Raw genomic sequence first — 18,859 nt, 5'->3', positions numbered from 1 at the left:
TGATCAAAATCCTTCCGAGCAGCTTTCATACAGAGAAGACTTTCCCGCAGTCGCCTTGTTGCCCGGCCCTCACTTCGGCGGCGACGCCGCCACACCTTCCGCATCATCCCGCACGTGGATCACCGCGATATTATCCGCATAGAGCCGCTTCCAGCCCTTGATGTGATCGAGCACTTGCGCCGCGGGGGAGTCCGCGGTCAGCAGGGTGGCATCGATCCGGTAGTCCGCGAGCAGCCGCGTCAGATTGTCGAGCTTCTTGAGCTCCACGGCCTTGAAGGCCTCCATGGCGAAGGTTTCGCCGTAGAGCTCGGCGCGGCCGTCGATGAAGACCGGGATGTCGCGCGAGATCAGATAACCGCCGAACTGGTAGGCGTTGAAGATGCGCTGCGCCTTGCGTTTCTCGAGCAGGTCGACGGCGGCAACCGGTGTCTGGTCCATCGCGAAGGTGAAGCGGTGATGCGACATGTAAAGCGACGTCGAGGTCCAGCCGGCGGCCACGATCATCAGCGCGCCCGTTGCGATGACATAGCGGGCGGCCCAGCTCGCGCTGTCTTGCGTGCCTGGCTGCGGCAGAGCGGAACGTTCGCCGAGCGGCTTGGCCAGCACCAGCGGCACCAGGAAGGCAAAGGCCTCGATGCTCCTGACATGGGTGAGCGCCATCCAGGTCAGCAGCAGGATCAGAACAATGCGCGGCGGCGAGAGCGTCAGGCCGCGATAGAGCCCGATCGCGATCAGGCCGAACAGCGCACCTTCGAATGCATTGAAGGATGCGAAGCTCGCGGGCGCCCATTCGGAGATGACCGTCAGCAGCTCGCCGAGATTGAGGATGTTGATCGCGCCGAGCAATGTGCGCCAGCCATAGGGAGTGACGCAGCTTGCGGCCAGTGCCGCAACACCGAACAGGAACCAGCGCGTCAGCAGCCGGACCTGCTTGCCGGACTCCATGCCCCAGAGCGCCACGAACGACATCGGGCCAATCAGCGCCAGGCCCAGCACGAAGCCGCCGTGCAGGTTCGACCACAGTGACATCAGAGGCAGCCAGTACCATGACGGGACGCCCTTGCGGTCGGCCGCGGCCATCAGCATGCCGACCCACGCGATCATGACGGGCAGCGCCAGCACGTGCGGCCGCGCCAGAATGTGGTGCAGCGACAGCAAGACCGCGAATATCGCGAACAGGACGGCGCGCGGAATGTCCAGATGGGCCTCGAGCAGGTCGACCAGGATTGCCGCCGACAATGCGACCGCAAGCGCGGTGAGGATCACCGGCCCGGCCCAGTCCCATTGCGCATAGGAGAGGGCGAACAGCACCTGTGACAGCCACGAGGTCGAAACCCAGGGCGCCGCCGGGCGGGTGAAGGAATAGAAGTCCATCGTGGGAAGCGCGTGGTGATCGAGGATCCATTGCCCGATCTTGATCTGCCAGAACGCGTCGGAGTCCTGCAGCAGCGTGTCGCCGACATACACGAAGAAGAGATAGGCGGCTACACCGACGCACAGCGGCACGAGGGCTCGCGCGCGACTCTGCATCGCGATGCTGTTGGCAAAGGAAAGGGACATGCCGCCTCGTCGTCCTGTCGTTCTTGTCGGGCTGCCAAGCGGGCGGCATTGGACCACGGCGGTCATAACTTCGGGTAAACCGGCGGTGCGGGGCCGGTCCGATGTCCCGACAATTTAACGGATTGTTTTAGATTTCGGTTTACCATCGGCGAATACACGCAATCCGCTCTGTGTTTACGCAGTCGAATTAACTGCGGCGCAATTCTTTGCCCCTACGTTCGGTTCCATGGTCGGGCGGCGCTGGGAAGCCGAAAAGACCAGATCAGTTGTAGCCTCGTGTATTTTTGGAGCTGTCTATGAAGAACCTCGTTGCCCGTTTCGTGAAGGATGAATCCGGCGCCACCGCCATTGAATACGGTCTGATCGCCGCCGGCATCGCGCTGGCCATCATCACCGTCGTCAACCAGCTCGGCGGCACGCTGAACACCAAGTTCACCTCGATCCAGACCAGCCTCAAGTAAGGCCGGACGTATCAAGAATTTAAGAGCCCCGTCCTTGACGGGGCTCTTTTCTTTTGGCCGACGATGTCTGCGTCTTAGAGGCCGTGAAGCTGTAGCAAGCTCGTCAGGTGGGCAAAGCGTCCGCCGCAGTTCGAAGCGCGCGAGCGGAAGCACGCCATCGTCGAGAATATCGCACATTGGAAAAAATTGACGGGTACGGCGCTGCACGCCTGTGCCCGCCCTACGGCAACTTGCCGCCTGTCATTCCGCGAGGCTGGGCTGCCAGACCGGCGATGGAGCGGGCACGGCTGACGTTCGCGACGCGCGGCCGCGCCATTGGAAACAGAATTTCGTCGCCCAGATCGAGCCTGCTGCGACCGCGATGCCGCCGGCGACGTCGATGATGTAATGCGCGCCGATCACCGGCGTCGCCAGAATCATCAGCAGATTGAGCGCCGCCGCGATGCCGCCGATGCCGCGCACCGGCCACAGCGCCCACATGTAGAGCACGGCGGACGCGGCGTGGAAGCTCGGAAACGAGACGATGCCGGAGAGGAAGAACAGCCGGAGCTCGTGCAGGCTGTCGTCGCGAAGCGCGAGGATGTCGCGCAACTGCCCGGCATAGATCGCGGTGTTGATCTCGGGGAAATGCGCGGCGGGCAGTTGCAGTCCCCAATAGGTGCCGATGGCGGGCACGACGGCAGAGATCGCAATGGTGCCAGCGAGCGCGAGGCTCGTCGCGAGCATGAACAATTGCAGCCGCACATAGCGCGCCGTCAGCGCCAGCACGACGGGGATGCCGAGCAGCGGCAATTTGATCAGCGCGTATCCGCGAGCGAGACAGTCCGCGAGCCAGGGATGGTCGTTGACGTATCGCGCGATCGGTTCGGGATCGAGGCCGAACGCGCGGTCGATCGCAAGCAGCGCCTGGTCCTGGAGCGGCCAGTTCAGCTTGCCGGCGACGTAGCTGAGCGGTCCGACGATGGCGCAGGTGAGAATGATCTGTCCGAGCGTGCCGAGCGAAAACACCAGCTTCGGGTCGGCAAGCTCGCCTTTGACGATGCGGTGGCCATAGGCCAGCGCGAGCAGGGCAGCAGCGATCGCCAGGGTCACGCAGTAGGCGACCGGTTCGAGGCTCAGGCCGGTGAAAGGCAGGCCGAGCGCCAGCAGGCTGCCCATGGTGGCGATGGGAAGCCAATTCAGGTGGAAGAGCTGCCAGGCGGTCCGGGCGTCCGTGTCGACCATGCTGCACCGAGGTGGGATCGCAGTATCGCAGCACAGTCGCGGAGCAGGTTTAAGATGGCGGTAACGATCGTGGTTACCCCTTCACCAAACCAATTCGCGACGTTTTTAGCGGGTGGGAGGCTTTGTGCATTTGCACCTTGTCATCCCCTCTGAATAGTTGTTCAGTCCTTGCGGGGCGATTTGCATCTATTGCAGTGACGAAGCGTTCGGCCGCAGGGCGTGCGGCTGGCGTGTGGGACAGGAAGCGCGCCATGGTTTATCGGCGGACGCATCAAGTGGTGAAGCGCCTCGCGGCAAGGCGCAGTGCGATACTGGCGGCGGCGCGGGAGGCGGCAGCGGAAGGCGGGATGGCGGCGGTGCAGATTGCGCCGGTCGCGGTTCGCGCCAGCGTCGCTGCGGGTACGGTCTACCGCTATTTCCCCTCCAAGGCCGAGCTGATCTCCGAATTGATCGCCGAGGTCTCCCGCGACGAACTCGCGGCGATCCGGCGGGCGGCGGATGCCGCGCCGGGGCCATCCTCGGCGCTGGCGGCGGCCGTAACCACCGTGGCGGTTCATACCCTGTCGCAGCGCAGGCTGGCCTGGGGCATCCTGGCCGAGCCGGTGGATGTCGATGTCAGCGCCTCGCGCCTGGCCAGCCGGCGCGAGATCGCGGGCGAGATGGCTGCGCGGATCGACGCCGCCGTGCGTGCCGGTCATCTGCCGGCGCAGGACACCGCGCTCGCCGCCACTGCGCTGCTCGGTGCGCTGCATGAGGCCCTGGTCGGACCGCTCGCGCCGGATAATCTCGAAGATCCCGCCAGGATGCGCGATGCCGTGCAGACCGTGACCCTGCTGGCGCTGCGCGCGGTCGGCGTCATGGACGCCCGCGCCAGGGGGCTCGTGGTGCAGCAGACGCTGCTACCGGCGGCGAAAGCGCTGGTTGGGGCGTAAATTGCCCGCCGGATCGACGTGGTGACCTGATTGCGCCCAGGGCATTGCCCGGATGCGTCTTTCCGAAAAACCCCAGCATCGTCGCCGGACCAGCCGGCTACTGTGCATGGGGTTGTTTTTCGACTTTTTTGTTTGCCGGGTGCCGGCGGACCTACAAATTCGCGTCGCCTTCGGGGCCGACCGAGGCGATGCGGACCATGTTGGTGGTGCCGGGGATGCCGAGCGGCACGCCAGCGACGATGAGCACGCGTTGGCCGGCGCGGACGAAGCCATCCCGGAACGCGATCTGCCCGGCGCGGCTCACCATGTCGTCCTGGTCGCGCGCATCCTCCGCCACGACGCAATGCACGCCCCAGACCACGGCGAGCCGGCGGCCGGCCGTGATGTTCGGCGTGATCGCCACGATCGGCGGCTTCGGCCGCTCGCGCGCCACGCGCGCCGCGGTCGAACCCGAGCTGGTCCAGCAGATCAGGGCCGGCAGGTCCAGCGTCTCAGCGATCTGCCGCGCGGCGTCCGCGATGGCGTCGCCGGCGGTGGCCTCGGGCGCGGGGCGCTGGGCGGTGATGACGGAGCGATAGATCGGGTCGCGCTCGACCTCCTCGCCAATGCGGTTCATGGTCGAGACGGCTTCGACGGGGAATTTGCCGGCCGCCGATTCCGCCGACAGCATGATGGCGTCGGCGCCTTCATAGACGGCGGTGGCGACGTCGGAGACTTCGGCGCGGGTCGGCACCGGCGACTGGATCATCGATTCCAGCATTTGCGTTGCGATCACCACCGGCTTGCCGGCGCGGCGCGCCATCCGCGTCATCTGCTTCTGCAGGCTGGGCACACGCTCCAGCGGCAGCTCGACGCCGAGGTCGCCGCGCGCCACCATCAGCGCGTCGGAGGCCTCGATGATCTCGGCGAGACGGTCGATCGCCTGCGGCTTCTCGATCTTGGCCATCACCGCGGCGCGGCCGCGGATCATCTTCTTGGCCTCGATCACGTCGTCGGCGCGCTGCACGAAGGACAGCGCGATCCAGTCGACGCCGGTGACCAGCGCCGCCTCGAGGTCGGCGCGGTCCTTCGGCGTCATCGCCGAGACCGGCAGGTCGGTGTCGGGCAGGCTGACGCCCTTGCGGTCGGACATCCGGCCGCCGACCACGACGCGGGTCACCGCGTGCTCCTTCGATGTCTCCTCGGTGATCAGCCGCACCTTGCCGTCGTCGAGCAGTAGCGAATGGCCCGGCCGCAGCGCGGCCAGGATCTCCGGATGCGGGAGCTGGACGCGGGTGGCATCGCCCGGCGTCTTGTCGGAATCCAGCGTAAAGGTCTGGCCGTTCTCGAGCTGGACCGCGCCTTCGGCGAAGGCCCCGAGCCGGAGCTTCGGCCCCTGGAGGTCGACCAGGATGCCGATCGGCCGGCCATAGCTGCTCTCGACGTTGCGAATCGTCGCCACCAGCTCCCGCATCTTGTCATGCGGGGTGTGGCTCATGTTGATGCGGAACAGGTCGGCGCCGGCCTCGAACAGGCGGCGGATCATCGCGAGGTCCGAAGAGGCGGGGCCCAGGGTCGCGAGAATCTTGATACGGCGAAGACGCCTCATGGCTTGCTTCCAGATGGGGGCGGAGGGGCTGGCGGGAGGCCAGGACCGGCGGGGGGCGTACCACCGGGCGGACTATTGGGCAAACCCGGGACGCCGCCACCCGGACCAACGGGGCCCGGAAGGCCGGGTACGCGCTGCTGCTGCGACGGCTGCTCGTTGGCGTCGGTGAGCTGCACCGTCCAGGCGCGCTGCTCGCCGGTGTCGACCTCGAAATAACCGGTCCGGTCATAGCCCCGCGCGAGGCAATCCTCGGTGCCGCGGATGGTGAATTCCTTGTCGCGCGAGCACATGAAGGCCTGGCCCGACCATTCGCCGCCGCGGTCATAGTCGATGGCGTAGATGTAATAGAAGCGGGCGACCAGCGTTCCCCGCAGCAAGGTCTCGCAGGAGCGCGAGGAGATGTTCCACCAGCCCTCGGTGGTCCAGCCCTCGGCGTCCTTGTAGCCGAGCGCGATGCCGACCCGGCTCGATGTGTTGTTGCAGAGGCGGAAATCGGCGGAGGCCGGGCTGGCCCAGAGGCACAGCAGGGCAACCACCAGCACCGGGACCAACCGGGCGAGCAGGCGAAGGGGGGAGCGGGGAGATTCGGCGATCATTGTCGCGGAAGCTATATCAGATCATTGACGATTTGGCGTAGGGGCCCCGGGGAACTCCCCAAAGCCGGCTCCGCGCCCGTTTGCGCCGCGATGTGGCAAAATCTGTGACAGGCCCCACCTGATCTCATAAGGGTGACCCATCCGGGTCAGAGCCAATTTCGCAAGCCGAGGGATCCAGCCATGGCAATCGACGACAAAACCAGAACGGAGCTCGAGGCAGCCGCTTTCCGGCGCCTGGTCGATCATTTGAAGACGCGGACGGACGTCCAGAACATCGACCTGATGAATCTCGCAGGCTTCTGCCGCAACTGCCTGTCCAACTGGCTCAAGGACGCCGCCGACGCGCAAGGCGTCGCCTTGAGCAAGGACGAGAGCAGGGAAGCCGTTTACGGCATGCCCTACGAGACCTGGAAGTCGAAATACCAGGGCACGGCGAACCCCGAGCAGCTCGAGGCCATGAAGAAGGTTCATCCCGGGCACTGAGCGGGCTCGCCGGCCGCCTGCCGATGCGGTGCCCTTGAGTCGCATTACACAACAGCTTTCTTCGACACGCCGCAGGAAGGTGTGGGCGCGCTGTGGACGAGCGCGATGCTGCCTTGAACGCGGGAGCGGCGAACCCTAAGGGTCAACCAGCACGCGCGGTGAGGATGCCGGCGTCACCTCGTTTTGCCAGTTCCATTGGGAGTACCAAGATGGCCACCTCCGCCGCCGTTCGCGACGACGAGCCCGCGACGAAATTTGCAAAAGACCAGCTCAAATCCATCATCGAGCGCATCGAGCGGCTGGAGGAAGAGAAGAAGGCGATCTCCGACGACATCCGCGACGTCTATGCCGAAAGCAAGGGCAATGGTTACGACGTCAAGGCGCTGCGCGCCATCGTGCGGATGCGCAAGCAGGATCCGAACGAGCGGGCCGAGGCCGAGACGATTCTCGAGACCTACATGCAGGCGCTGGGGATGATCTGAGGCGTTTGCCTCTGACACCACTGTCGCAGCCCGGAGGAGCGCAAGCGTAATCCGGGTTCTTGCAGTGTGCGTCGATATCCCGGATTGCGATGCTCCGTCCGGGCTACGAAACTGAGCTCTTGGAAATAGCAGCTCTTGGAACTAGCAGATCTTGGAAATAGCGAAGGCTATCAGCCCTCAGCGCAGCGCGGCGGTACGCATGACGAAGGACGTCGTCTCGAGCTTCGCGGTGGCGCTGCCCGTAAAGCTGTCGCAGGACAGGCCCTGCATCGGATCGTCGGCAAAACCCATGGCGATCACGGCCTTCGGCTTGACGAAGTAGGCGCGCATTGCGGCCGTGTCGACGTCGCCCATCAGCGTCACCGACATCGCGCGGCTGGCGCTCGGTGACAGCATCACGATCTTGAGCCAGATGCTTTCGCCCTTGGCCGCGGAGAGCCGGCTCGCGGTCGCGACCATGCCGTCCTTGCTCTTGCCGACCACCGTGTTGATCTCGGTCGCGGGCGCGAGGTTGCGCGAGGCAGAGGCCGGACGGGCGGAGCGCGGGATCGGCGCGGAGGCGGCGACGACGTTTGCGCGGTCGACCGGGGAGGCGGCCGGCGCGTAGGCCAGCGCCTGAAGAGTTGCGTTGGAGACGCTCGCGGTTGGCTGCGGATCGGTGGTAGCGGCAAGCGCCTGGCGGGCCTTCAGCGCAGCCACTTGAGCCGGTGTTGCCTGTTGCGGAGTGGCCGGGGCGTCCCAGAAGCCGCGGGCATTGATGATGTCGGCCGGGGTCTCGGGCTTTGCGTCAGCCGATTTGCCGGCCGCCGGCTTGTCAGCCACGGGTGCGGGCTTCGGCTTGGGCGGCGCGACGATCTGCGCATCGGCCGAGGCGAGCTGGATCGTCGCCGCGACGGACGGCTTGGCGCGCGGCGTCGGTACCGGATCCGCCGGCTTGGTCGCGGCGGCGACCACGGTCGGCGCGGCGGGCTTTGCAGTCGCGGCGGGCGCGCCCTCGTCATCCTCGTCGCTGCTCGTGGCAGCCGGAGCCGGCTTGCCCTTGAACAAAGCGGTGAAAAAATTCGGCTTGCTGCCGGAATCCTCGCCGTTACCGCGCCGCTCGATCTCGGCCTTGGCGAGTTCATAGCCCTTCAGCGGCGTGCCGTCGGTCGGGACATGGACCGTGCGGCCGTCCGGGAAGACGCGGGCGAGCTGGTCATGGGTCATGCGCGGCCAGTGCCGGATGCTGCCGGTGTCCAGATGCACGAAGGGCGAGCCCGAGGTCGGATAAAAGCCGACGCCGCCGCGCTGAAGGCGCAGGCCGGCGAACCGGATCTGCTCCAGCGGCACGCCCGGAATGTGGAAATCCATCGCATGCCCCAGCATGTGCTGGCTGAAGCGCGCCACGCCGGAGGAGCGGCGGCGGAGCATGGCGTTGGTGGCGGGGGAGCGGTAGGAGGAGATGATCTGGATCGGCTGCTTGGCGTCGACGTCGCGATAGACTTCCCAGAGGATGTCGAAGAGGTGACGGTCCATCACCGTCTCGTCCTGGGTGCGCCAGTCGCGCAGGAAATGATTGAGCTGCTTCAGCGCGGCTTCGTCGTAGCGCCCGTCGCGCTTGAAGGTGACGGTGAGGTCTTCGCCGGAATGGGTGTGGTGGAAGGAGAGCGTCTTGGTCTCGTTCAGCGCGGCGGCGTTGTGAACTGAGCCCGCGGCAGCAAACAGCAATACGGCAGCGAGGCCGATCCGCGATCCGGCCTTCACTCCCGCATGGGACAACGACAGCACAGCAAATTGGCGTGCGATATCAGTCAGCACGTTAGAGCCCACCCAGTCGACCAGCGTTCAAAATGGACTCTCCCGCTAACCCCGTTAGCGCGCGAAAGAGGGTGAACGCTTTCTTAAAGCGAGAAGGTTAATTCGAGGTTGACCTTCTCGCCCCCAAACCAAGTCAGATTAAGATCCTAACCGGTTGAGTGTGGCAAAAAAACGCCCGCTGCCCGAGATCGGGTGGAGAATGGTTAACGTTAAACGACCCCATCCAGGGGATGAGGTCGCTGATCTTATTGCAGAATTTCAGGAATTCGGGGCTGGGCCTGGCTCAGCGCGTGAACACCCGCTGTGGCCTGCGGCCGACCGGAGCCGGCGGCGGGGACGGCGCCCCGAACAGCCGCTCGAAGAAGTTCGGCCCGGACGAGCCGAAGCCGCCGCCGTTATTGGCCACCGTCACGCCGGGTGGCAGCGTCGTCGACGGGCGCGAATAGCTCGGCTGGGAGTGTGCGACGATGTTCTCGAGATCCTTGCCGCGGCCGTTCTTCAGGATGTTGATCATGGTCGCGTCGCGGCCATAGACATCCTTGCGGAATTGCAGCTTGCCGCCCTCGTCCACGAACGCAGTCTGGTAGGTGATGTTGACCGGAATCGGGGTCGGGAATTTTAGGTCGACTTCGCCCTTGCCGTACATGCTGCGCACGCGCTCGGGCGTGTACTTCTCGTTCGGCAGCGCGATGTTGAGCAGCACCGACGCATATTGATCCGGGTTCTGCACGCGCATGCAGCCATGGCTGAAGGCGCGCTCGTCCCGGGCGAACAGGTTCTTGTCCGGCGTGTCGTGCTGATAGACCAGGAACTTGTTGGGGAAGTTGAAGCGGATGCGGCCGAGCGCGTTGGCTTCACCGGGCGGCTGCGAGATGTGCACCGAACCGTCGCGGTTCTGCTCGAGCTTCAGACCCATGCGCTGAAGCACGGTCGGGTCCTGCTGCAATGCCGGCAGATATTCGCCATAGACGATCGACGGCGGCACGTTCCAGGTCGGATTGACCGTGATGTACTTCATCGTCTCGGTCAGCAGCGGGGTGGCGTGCTGGCCCGGCTTGCCGGTGACGACGCGGGTGGTCCAGACCTGCTGGCCGCGCTGCATCACCTTCAGCGTGTAGTCGGGGATGTTGAGGATGACATAGGCATCGCCCAGCGAGGGGACGCCGAGGTCGCGCGGCAGCCAGCGCAAGCGCTCCATGTTCACCAGCACCACGTCGATCTGCTTGTCGCGCTTCGGGGTGTTGATGGCCTTGACCGTCTTGTCGTCGAGGATGCCGGTCGCCTTGATCTCGGCACCGTTCTGGAATTTGCGCACGGCTTCGGCGACGGTGGCGTCATAGCGGGTGTCGCTGGCGTTCTCGGCGAGGCCGAGCTTGGCGCGGAGCTGCGGCACGCGCGGATCTTCGACGACGATTTCAGCCTGCTTCTTGCCGGCCGGGGTGTATTTCAGCGCCGGGCCGTCGGCGATCTCGACCACGGGGCCGCTGCCCTGGCCCCGCAGCTCGGCGAGCTTGGCCTTCAGCTCCTTGTAGAGCTTCTGCGGCGGATTGTAGCTGTCGAGCGCTGCGGAGGCATCCGGCGCGGTCGTCACCTTGGCGAGCACGTCGCTCGGATCTGTCGGATGCTCGGGATAGAGGATGTCAGCACTGACCTGCGACCAGTGCATGCGGCCGCTCTGCGCCTGGCGGGCATAGTCGAACATGCTGGCGGTGAGCTTCAGCTCGGCGTCCGCGAGCGCATCGGGGCTCGTGGCGGCGAAATCCGGCACCGGATAGTCGGCCGGGTTGAGACCGTCGGAAGCCGCATCCTTCAGCCGTGCGATCACGCCCTTGGCCGCAGCGGTCAGGCTGCCGGCTTGCGTCCACACCGGCGCGAAGTCGCGTGCGCCGTAAAATTTCTCGATCGCCGCGCGCTCGTTCTTGCGGTCGAAATGGCGCGAGGTCTTGGCGCCGATGATGTCCTTGAGCTTGTCGGCGACCGGCTGGTCGGCGGCGGGAACGTTGCTGGCGGCCTTGACGGGCTCGGAAGCCGGCTGCTCCTTGGCGACGTCCTTCGGCGGTTCGGCCGGGGTCGTCGCGGCGGCAGGGGCCGTCGCAGTGTCGGCCTTGGCAGTGTCGGCCTTGGCAGGCTCGGTCTTGGCAGGCTCGGTCGTCTTGGCCGTCTCGCTCTTCGGTGCCTCAGCGGCAGGCGTGGTGGCGACGTCGGAAGGCTTGGTCTCGACCTTGTCGGGAGCCGGCGCGGCTTCGGCCTTCGCGGGCTCCTTGGCAGGCTCTTTCGCGGAGTCCTGCACTGTGGCGGTGGTGTCGAGCTTGATGTCGGATGCGGTCGGGGGCGGGACGTTTGCGGGCTCAGGGCGCGGGATCGCGGCTTCGATCGCAAGCTCGGCGGCGCTGCTGCGCGCCTGATCCTGCGCCAAGGCTGAGCTGGCCGATACCGTGAGGAAGGTCGCCGCGACCGTCATCAAGACACGGTCGAAGCCTGCACGGTGGTTCAAACAGTCACGCATTGTGTCGCACCCCTCGGGTGAACTGTCCCTCGTGGAACAGCTTCGTTATCGCCTAATGAGCTTCGGCTAAACCGCGCCGGCCTCTCGAAAGTTGCACGCCTGCACGCAACGATTCCTACGCAGACGATATACAGGCCCCGGTTTTGCAGCCAGCGCTACCCGGGACAACTCACGACAAACTGACCTCACGCAAACTGACTTCAAGGAAGCCTCTTGGCAACGGATTGTGCGCCTTTGCCACGCGCTTTTCCCTGTGTCTGTCACTTCCAAGTCACGGTCCACAGCTTAGTCGAATTCTGTCGTCACGCGAACGGCTTACAGCCGTCTCGCACTGCCCGCACGAACCTCCGTCCGCATGAGGCTCAGTGCGTCTCCTCACCGCTTTTGCCGCCATGGCCGGGAACCCCGGCTTCGTCGAGTTTGCGGTAGAGGGTGGATCGGCCGATTTTGAGGCGGCGGGCAACCTCGGACATCTGTCCGCGGTAATGGGAGATCGCGAAACGGATGATCTCGTTCTCGATGTCCTCCAGCGGTCGGACGTCGCCGGTCGCCGTCAGCATGGAAAGGGCACCACCCATGGGGAGCGGCGCGATCGGTATTTCGTTACCTGAAACTACGGACGGGGCCGCGATCGGCTCCAGCATCAGCGGCGCGGTCGGAATGTCCGTTCCCGGATGCGGCTGCGAGGCGAGCAGGGGGAAATCGTCGAGGCCAAGCTGATCGCCCTCGCTCATCACCACGGCGCGGTAGACCGCGTTTTCGAGCTGGCGGATGTTGCCGGGCCAATCGAGCTGGGCGAGGTGCGCAACGGCCTCGCCGCTGATGCCGGTGATCGGGCGGTTTTCCTCGGCGGCAAAGCGCGCGAGGAAATGCCGGAGCAAATGCGGGATGTCCTCGCGCCGGGCGCGCAGCGAGGGGATCGTCAGCGGCAGCACGTGCAGCCGATAGAACAAATCTTCCCGGAAGTGGCCCTGCTTGACCCGCTCGAGCAGCCGGCGGTTGGTCGCCGAGATGATGCGGACGTCGACCTTCACGGGTTTGCGGCCGCCGACCGCCTCGACCGCGCCTTCCTGGAGGGCGCGGAGCAGCTTGACCTGTGCGGCCAGCGGCAACTCGCTGACCTCGTCCAGAAACAGTGTGCCGCCATGGGCTTCGACGAACTTGCCGGTGTGGCGTTCGGTGGCGCCAGTGAAGGCACCCTTTTCGTGACCGAACAGGATGGACTCCACGAGATTATCGGGGATCGCGCCGCAATTGACCGCGACGAAGGGTTTTGCCTTGCGCTCGCCGCTGCCATGGATGGCGCGCGCGAACATCTCCTTGCCGACGCCGGACTCGCCCTCGATCAGCACGGGGATCGAGGAGTTCGTTGCTTTCTGCGCCGCGCGCATCACGCCCGCCATCGCCTCCGCGCGGGTGATGATGTCGGAGAAGGTCAGCCGGCCCTCGCGGCTGTGACGAATGCGCTGCAATTCGCCCTTGAGTGCAGACGAATTGAGCGCGTTGCGAAGAGAGACCTGGAGCCGCTCCAGGCCGACCGGCTTGACCACGAAATCGGCCGCGCCCGCGCGCATCGCCGAGATCACATTGTCGATGCCGCCATGGGCGGTCTGCACGATGACGGGGATGCTGAGGCCCGCTTCGCGGATTTTTGCCAGCACGCCCATGCCGTCGAGGCCGGGCATCACGAGATCGAGGATCACGCCGTCGATAACAGGCGCGTCAGGGGCGGTGAGGGCGGCGATCGCGGCGTCGCCGGAGTCCACGACGATCGTCTCATAGCCGCATTTCTGCACCATGTTCTCGACCAGCCGGCGGGCTACAGCGTCGTCGTCGGCGATCAAAATACTGGCAGCCATGGTGTTCCCCGCACGCTACTACTATCTGTCTCGAATCGGGGCACTCTGGCCGAAGCCGATTAACGCACTCTTAAACCTTGTTGCCCCCGCCCGCCGTCGCGATTGTTGAACACAGGTTTCCCACACAATGAATTCGCGCTCCAAGCCTGCTCTCAAAAAGCCTGCTCCCAAAAAGCCCGCTCTCGGCAAGGCAGCCACAAAGACATCCGCCACCAAGAAATCTGCCGTCAAGGCGAAGTCCTCCAAATCTTCACTCGCCAAGCCTGCGAACAAGACGGGCAAGCTTCCCGAGTGGAACCTCGCCGATCTCTATTCCGGGATCGACGCGCCGGAAGTGGCGCGCGATCTCGAAAAGATGGACGCCGATTGCGTCGCGTTCGAGACGGACTACAAGGGCAAGCTCGCAACAGGAACAGCAAAGGAAGATGGCGGAAAATGGCTCACTGAAGCCGTGCGACGCTATGAGGCGATCGACGATCTCGCCGGCCGTCTCGGCTCCTACGCTGGTCTCGTCCATGCAGGCGACAGCGTGGATCCTGCGATTTCAAAGTTTTACGGCGACGTTTCCGAGCGGCTAACGGCGGCATCGACGCATCTGCTGTTCTTCGCGCTCGAGCTCAATCGTGTCGATGACGATATTTTGAACCGCGCGATGCAGACCGCCGAGCTCGCGCACTACCGTCCCTGGATCGAGGATCTGCGCAAGGAGAAGCCGTACCAGCTCGACGACAAGCTCGAGCAGCTTTTCCTGGAGAAGGCGCAGACCGGCTATTCCGCCTTCAACCGGCTGTTCGACCAGACCATATCGGGCCTGCGCTTCAAGGTCGGCTCCAAGGAGCTGGCGATCGAGCCGACGCTCAATCTGCTGCAGGACCGCGACGGCGCCAAGCGCAAGAGCGCGGCGGAGGCGCTGGCGAAAACCTTCAAGGCCAATGAGCGCACCTTTGCGCTGATCACCAACACGCTCGCCAAGGACAAGGACATCTCCGACAGCTGGCGCGGCTTCAAGGATGTCGCCGATTCCCGCCATCTGAACAACCGTGTCGAGCGCGAGGTGGTGGATGCGCTGGTCGCCTCGGTGCGCGCGGCCTATCCAAAGCTGTCGCATCGCTACTACGCGCTGAAGGCGAAGTGGTTTGGCAGGAAGCGGCTGGCTTCCTGGGACCGCAACGCGCCGCTGCCCTTTGCGGCCACCGATATCATCGGCTGGCCCGATGCGCGGAACATGGTGCTGACAGCCTATCGCGGTTTCTCGCCCGAGATGGCCGACATCGCCGAGCGTTTCTTCACCGACCGCTGGATCGACGCGCCGGTGCGTCCGGGCAAGGCGCCGGGCGCCTTCTCGCATCCGACCACGCCGTCGGCGCATCCTTATGTGCTGATGAATTACCAGGGTAAGCCGCGAGATGTGATGACGCTCGCCCACGAGCTCGGCCATGGCGTGCATCAGGTGCTGGCCGCGAAGAACGGCGCGCTGATGGCGCCGACGCCGCTGACGCTGGCCGAAACGGCAAGCGTGTTCGGCGAAATGCTCACGTTCAGGCGGCTCCTGGCCCAGACCAAAAATGCCAAACAGCGCCAGGCGCTGCTCGCCGGCAAGGTCGAGGACATGATCAACACCGTGGTGCGGCAGATCGCGTTCTACTCGTTCGAGCGCGCGGTCCACACCGAGCGCAAGAACGGCGAGCTCACCGCGACCCGGCTGGGCGAGATCTGGCTGTCGGTGCAGGGCGAGAGCCTCGGGCCGGCCATCGAGATCAAGGCGGGCTACGAGAACTACTGGATGTACATCCCGCACTTCATCCATTCGCCATTCTACGTCTACGCCTACGCCTTCGGCGATTGCCTCGTGAACTCGCTCTACGCCGTCTACGAGAACGCGGCCGAGGGCTTTGCCGAGCGCTATCTCGGCATGCTCGCCGCGGGCGGCACCAAGCACTATTCCGAGCTGCTGCGGCCGTTCGGACTCGATGCCAAGGATCCAAAATTCTGGGACGGCGGTCTCTCGGTCATTGCCGGCATGATCGACGAGCTGGAAGCGATGGGCTGAGCCGGCGGCTGAGGGCGGCAGCGCCGCTTCGGCCCTGCCGTAGTTCGAGCCGGCCTGACATCCCTGACGACCTTCGCGACCGGTCGGAAGATCCTGCTACGTGGGATTGAACGTTCGCGCGCCCTGCAAGACTAATTCGATATACTGCTTTGCTATATTGAAGATAGAATTTTCAACTATTGATTGTGGATCGATCGATTTCCGCTTGGGAGGCACCCATGCTCGATCAAGGACCCGCCGCGCCAGTTCCTCCGACACGAAACCCTGCTGCGGTCGACGAGGAGACCCCCTGGTGCGAGAAGCACCATCGGATCGTTCGCGATGAAATCGCGGCGATCAACACGCGGCGTGAACCGGAGCGGCGCCTCGACCCGGAAAGCCTGGAACCTTGTCGATTGCTCGATGTCGTCGGGCTCGCATTGTCCGGCGGCGGTATCCGTTCGTCGGCCCTTTGCCTCGGCGTGCTACAGGCCTTGAACCACCACAATCTGATTGGGCGGATCGACTATCTCTCCACGGTTTCGGGCGGCGGCTATATCGGGACCTCTCTCAGCGCGACCATGACGGCGGCCAGGCGGTTTGTATTCGGCGAAAGGCCGGTCGCCGGCACTGCCACCGCCGCGGAGATCAGCGACACGCCTTCGGTCGGACATCTCCGCAACTATTCCAACTATCTGATACCCGCAGGTGCACGCGATCTTCTGACCGGAGTTGCGATCGTCGTGCGGGGCCTGGTCGCCAATATCGGGCTGACGTTGCCCATCGTGCTGCTGCTTGCCGCCGTCACCATCTGGTCAACGCCTCTGCGCAGCTGCCTGACGGTTGCCAACATCCTTGGTATCGGCCTCAACGATCGAAAACTGTGCGAATTGCACGATTTCAACAGCATCGATCGTTATGGTTTCAGTACTCTCGGCGCGTCCATCGCCTTGGCGATGCTTCTTTGCAGCGGGTTCGCTTATCTAATTTCCCGCTCGAACCGCGGCAGCGGCCCCAGCGTCGTGTTCGCCTACCTCGCCGGGATCGCGTTGCTGCTGGGCGTCGCGTGCGACTTCGCACGGTTTCTCAAGGTCCAGCATTTTGCGCTGACCCTGGCCATCGCAATCATCGGGGTCGTGCTGTTCTTCGGATGGGCTCTCAAGCAGTCGCTCGCGAGCCCGGGAAAGCGGCAGGAGTTTCGTTCGCACTGGCCAAGCATGGGGGCGACGTTTCTGGTGCTGCTGGCGGCGATTGCATTCTTCGAATTCCAGCCCTTCATGCTGGAGCAAATGTTCGATGTTGCCGAGAGCAACGCAATCGGCGGACCGGCTGCTGCAGTTGCGATCACCTGGGTCAAGTCGCTCGCGGCAGTTGCTGCGCCAATCGGGGTGGTCGTCACCGCATTCAGACAGCAGTTCGTGGAACTGTTGAAGGGCAACAGCGCATCTTCGCAATGGGGTTCGCTGGTGCTCGCGATAGTCGCCAAGGTTGCGCTGTGGATTGCGGGCCTCGCACTTCCGCTCGTCATCTGGGTCGTGTACCTCAATCTGTCGTATTGGGGCATCGCCAACGACTTGTTCGAGAGATGCCCGTCGGCTCTGGGGGCTGCCTCGCAACGAGAGTGCCTGGCCAACGCCAAATCGAACACGCTGTCCGGCAACTTGGCAGGCAAGATCCAGTTCGATGCCAGCAACGGCACTTTGTCGGCGGAGATTACGCCGAAGGCCGTGCCGCCGCTCGTGGCGGATACCGAGCGGTTGACGCCCACCTGGCATGCCCCTGCATGGCTCGAATTCCTGGCCCAGAAAGCGGGACATGTGGTTCAGGAACGCTTTCCCAGCCTGTTCCAGGGGGCGGCTTCAGAACTCAGCTACTCGTTCAGTCTTCCGATGGTGATCCTCTACACGTTCACCAGCGTCCTGCTGTTCGTCATCTCGTTCTGCCTGACGCCGAATGCGAACTCTTTGCATCGGCTCTATCGTGATCGCCTGAGCAAGGCCTTCCTGTTCGATCCGACGCGTTCGGCAGACGGTGCCATCGCGCGCGCCGAAGCCAGCCTCGATCAGGGGCGTGATTTCAAGGCGCTCGATAGCATGAAGCTGACTGATCTCTACGCGGCTTCGGTCGAGCCTGCGGGGCAGGCGGGCATTCCGAAGCTGTACGCGCCCTATCAGCTCATCAACACGGCCTTGAATATCCAGGGCTCGGATTTTTCCAACCGGCGCGGGCGAAACGCGGACTTCTTCATGTTCTCCGCTCTGAACGTCGGTAGCGAGGCGACAGGGTATGCGGCGACCGGGTCGGTCCAGGACGACGAGCAAAGTCTCGACCTCGCGACCGCAATGGCTATTTCCGGCGCCGCGGCCTCCGCGAACATGGGCTCGAACTCCATCAAGGCGCTGACCCCCACGCTCGCGCTGCTCAACGTGCGGCTTGGCTACTGGCTGAAGAACCCGCGTTACGTCGATGCGCGAGTGCGGCCGCAGCGCCGCTCCACACCGCTTTATTTCTGGTCCGAAATCTCGGGGCGGCTGTACGAGAACAGCGACAGTGTCTACCTGACGGACGGCGGCCACATCGAAAATCTCGGCGTCTACGAGCTGTTGCGACGCCGCTGCAAGGTGATCATCGCAGTCGATGCGGAAGCGGATGCGCCAATGAATTTCGGCTCCCTGATGACGTTGCAGCGTTACGCTCGCATCGATCTTGGCGTCCGGATCGACTTGCCGTGGACGCCGATTCGCGAGCGCACGCGCGCGTTGATGAAGCGCAATGCCGACAAGGCTGGCGACCCGTCGTCTCCCGATCAGGACGATGGTGCACCGCGCGACCACGTTCACGTCGCAATCGGCACCATCGATTATGGGGGAGAGGAGAAGGGTTATCTCGTCTATGTCAAATCCTCGCTCACCAGCGATGAGAACGATTATATCCGGGATTACGCACGACGAAATGATCGCTTCCCGCACGAGACCACCGGTGACCAGTTCTTTTCCGAGGAGCAGTTCGAGGTCTACCGCGCGCTGGGTTTCCACATGGCCCACGGTTTCCTGTCCGGTGACAATCCGGTGGTGGTCGGGTGCGGCGTCAATCCGCATACGGCCAGGTTCACCGAGGCGGGCGAGCCGGCGATCGGGGCGGTACGCGAGGCGCTCGGCCTTCCGGCAGCCCCGCGACCGACCGCGAGCGTCACCGCCGCGATGATCGATCCGGGCTGAACGGCGCGAGCGCTGGATTCCCGGCAATCGGAATTGCAAATGACCTGATTTGCGGGAAACCGCGCCCCGGTGCCGTTGCCCTGCCCGAAGGTTTGCGGTATCCCACCCCAAGAATTCGACTTTC

Annotated in this window: 13 protein-coding genes; 6 read left to right on the top strand and 7 right to left on the bottom strand. The window is 64.4% G+C overall.

Annotated features, from left to right (window positions below; all coding sequences use genetic code 11):
* Positions 1-69: 69 nt before the first annotated feature.
* Positions 70-1,560, bottom strand: a complete 1,491-nt coding sequence (locus tag IVB31_RS05840; RefSeq protein ID WP_247319743.1) for a hypothetical protein — start codon at positions 1,558-1,560, stop codon at positions 70-72.
* A 296-nt stretch (positions 1,561-1,856) separates the two neighbouring features.
* Here IVB31_RS05840 and IVB31_RS05835 point away from each other — a divergent pair, with 296 nt between their 5' ends.
* Entirely contained in the window at positions 1,857-2,021 is a 165-nt protein-coding gene (locus IVB31_RS05835; RefSeq protein WP_247319741.1) for a Flp family type IVb pilin, read from the top strand.
* A gap of 240 nt (positions 2,022-2,261) precedes the next feature.
* Here IVB31_RS05835 and IVB31_RS05830 read toward each other — a convergent pair whose 3' ends face one another.
* Positions 2,262-3,245, bottom strand: coding sequence for a phosphatase PAP2 family protein (locus IVB31_RS05830; RefSeq protein WP_247319739.1), 984 nt, complete (start codon positions 3,243-3,245; stop codon positions 2,262-2,264).
* 251 nt (positions 3,246-3,496) lie between these two features.
* Here IVB31_RS05830 and IVB31_RS05825 point away from each other — a divergent pair, with 251 nt between their 5' ends.
* Entirely contained in the window at positions 3,497-4,177 is a 681-nt protein-coding gene (locus tag IVB31_RS05825; protein WP_247319738.1) for a TetR family transcriptional regulator, read from the top strand.
* A gap of 151 nt (positions 4,178-4,328) precedes the next feature.
* Here the strand turns inward: IVB31_RS05825 and pyk are convergent, their stop codons facing one another.
* Positions 4,329-5,765 (bottom strand): pyruvate kinase, encoded by a 1,437-nt coding sequence (pyk, locus tag IVB31_RS05820; protein ID WP_247319736.1) that lies wholly within the window; start codon positions 5,763-5,765, stop codon positions 4,329-4,331.
* Positions 5,762-6,361, bottom strand: a complete 600-nt coding sequence (locus IVB31_RS05815; RefSeq protein WP_247319734.1) for a DUF1036 domain-containing protein — start codon at positions 6,359-6,361, stop codon at positions 5,762-5,764. Before IVB31_RS05815 ends, pyk begins: the two co-directional genes overlap by 4 nt.
* A gap of 180 nt (positions 6,362-6,541) precedes the next feature.
* Here IVB31_RS05815 and IVB31_RS05810 point away from each other — a divergent pair, with 180 nt between their 5' ends.
* Positions 6,542-6,844, top strand: coding sequence for a DUF1244 domain-containing protein (locus tag IVB31_RS05810; RefSeq protein ID WP_247319732.1), 303 nt, complete (start codon positions 6,542-6,544; stop codon positions 6,842-6,844).
* Positions 6,845-7,053: 209 nt separating this feature from the next.
* The gene (locus IVB31_RS05805; RefSeq protein ID WP_200295726.1) at positions 7,054-7,326 is read left to right on the top strand and encodes a DUF2312 domain-containing protein; all 273 of its coding nucleotides are present in this window, start codon (positions 7,054-7,056) and stop codon (positions 7,324-7,326) included.
* 177 nt (positions 7,327-7,503) lie between these two features.
* On the opposite strand, the gene IVB31_RS05800 is transcribed toward IVB31_RS05805, so the two are convergent.
* The 3 genes from IVB31_RS05800 to IVB31_RS05790 form a co-directional block, all read right to left on the bottom strand.
* On the bottom strand, positions 7,504-9,123 hold the full coding sequence (locus IVB31_RS05800; protein ID WP_247319730.1) for a DUF882 domain-containing protein: 1,620 nt from the start codon (positions 9,121-9,123) through the stop codon (positions 7,504-7,506).
* Between the two features lie 283 nt (positions 9,124-9,406).
* Complete coding sequence (locus IVB31_RS05795; RefSeq protein ID WP_247319728.1) at positions 9,407-11,629, bottom strand: L,D-transpeptidase family protein; 2,223 nt, start codon at positions 11,627-11,629, stop codon at positions 9,407-9,409.
* A 362-nt stretch (positions 11,630-11,991) separates the two neighbouring features.
* Positions 11,992-13,488 carry a sigma-54 dependent transcriptional regulator gene (locus IVB31_RS05790; RefSeq protein WP_247319726.1) on the bottom strand — a complete coding sequence of 499 codons (1,497 nt, stop codon included), beginning with the start codon at positions 13,486-13,488 and terminating at the stop codon, positions 11,992-11,994.
* 127 nt (positions 13,489-13,615) lie between these two features.
* On the opposite strand from IVB31_RS05790, the gene IVB31_RS05785 reads away from it, so the two are divergent.
* On the top strand, positions 13,616-15,538 hold the full coding sequence (locus tag IVB31_RS05785; protein WP_247319724.1) for a M3 family oligoendopeptidase: 1,923 nt from the start codon (positions 13,616-13,618) through the stop codon (positions 15,536-15,538).
* Positions 15,539-15,756: 218 nt separating this feature from the next.
* The gene (locus IVB31_RS05780; RefSeq protein ID WP_247319722.1) at positions 15,757-18,735 is read left to right on the top strand and encodes a cell division protein; all 2,979 of its coding nucleotides are present in this window, start codon (positions 15,757-15,759) and stop codon (positions 18,733-18,735) included.
* Positions 18,736-18,859: the final 124 nt, after the last annotated feature.

It is taken from the genome of Bradyrhizobium sp. 21 (assembly GCF_023073335.1).
Classification (GTDB): domain Bacteria; phylum Pseudomonadota; class Alphaproteobacteria; order Rhizobiales; family Xanthobacteraceae; genus Bradyrhizobium.
The sequence above is the reverse complement of the archived record's forward strand: the minus strand, read 5'-3'. Positions and strand labels throughout refer to the sequence as shown.

Coding starts and splice junctions, on each gene's coding strand:
- IVB31_RS05840 (WP_247319743.1), bottom strand. CDS start 1,560: ATGTCCCTTTCCTTTGCCAACAGCATCGCGATGCAGAGTCGCGCGCGA.
- IVB31_RS05835 (WP_247319741.1), top strand. CDS start 1,857: ATGAAGAACCTCGTTGCCCGTTTCGTGAAGGATGAATCCGGCGCCACC.
- IVB31_RS05830 (WP_247319739.1), bottom strand. CDS start 3,245: ATGGTCGACACGGACGCCCGGACCGCCTGGCAGCTCTTCCACCTGAAT.
- IVB31_RS05825 (WP_247319738.1), top strand. CDS start 3,497: ATGGTTTATCGGCGGACGCATCAAGTGGTGAAGCGCCTCGCGGCAAGG.
- pyk (WP_247319736.1), bottom strand. CDS start 5,765: ATGAGGCGTCTTCGCCGTATCAAGATTCTCGCGACCCTGGGCCCCGCC.
- IVB31_RS05815 (WP_247319734.1), bottom strand. CDS start 6,361: ATGATCGCCGAATCTCCCCGCTCCCCCCTTCGCCTGCTCGCCCGGTTG.
- IVB31_RS05810 (WP_247319732.1), top strand. CDS start 6,542: ATGGCAATCGACGACAAAACCAGAACGGAGCTCGAGGCAGCCGCTTTC.
- IVB31_RS05805 (WP_200295726.1), top strand. CDS start 7,054: ATGGCCACCTCCGCCGCCGTTCGCGACGACGAGCCCGCGACGAAATTT.
- IVB31_RS05795 (WP_247319728.1), bottom strand. CDS start 11,629: ATGCGTGACTGTTTGAACCACCGTGCAGGCTTCGACCGTGTCTTGATG.
- IVB31_RS05790 (WP_247319726.1), bottom strand. CDS start 13,488: ATGGCTGCCAGTATTTTGATCGCCGACGACGACGCTGTAGCCCGCCGG.
- IVB31_RS05785 (WP_247319724.1), top strand. CDS start 13,616: ATGAATTCGCGCTCCAAGCCTGCTCTCAAAAAGCCTGCTCCCAAAAAG.
- IVB31_RS05780 (WP_247319722.1), top strand. CDS start 15,757: ATGCTCGATCAAGGACCCGCCGCGCCAGTTCCTCCGACACGAAACCCT.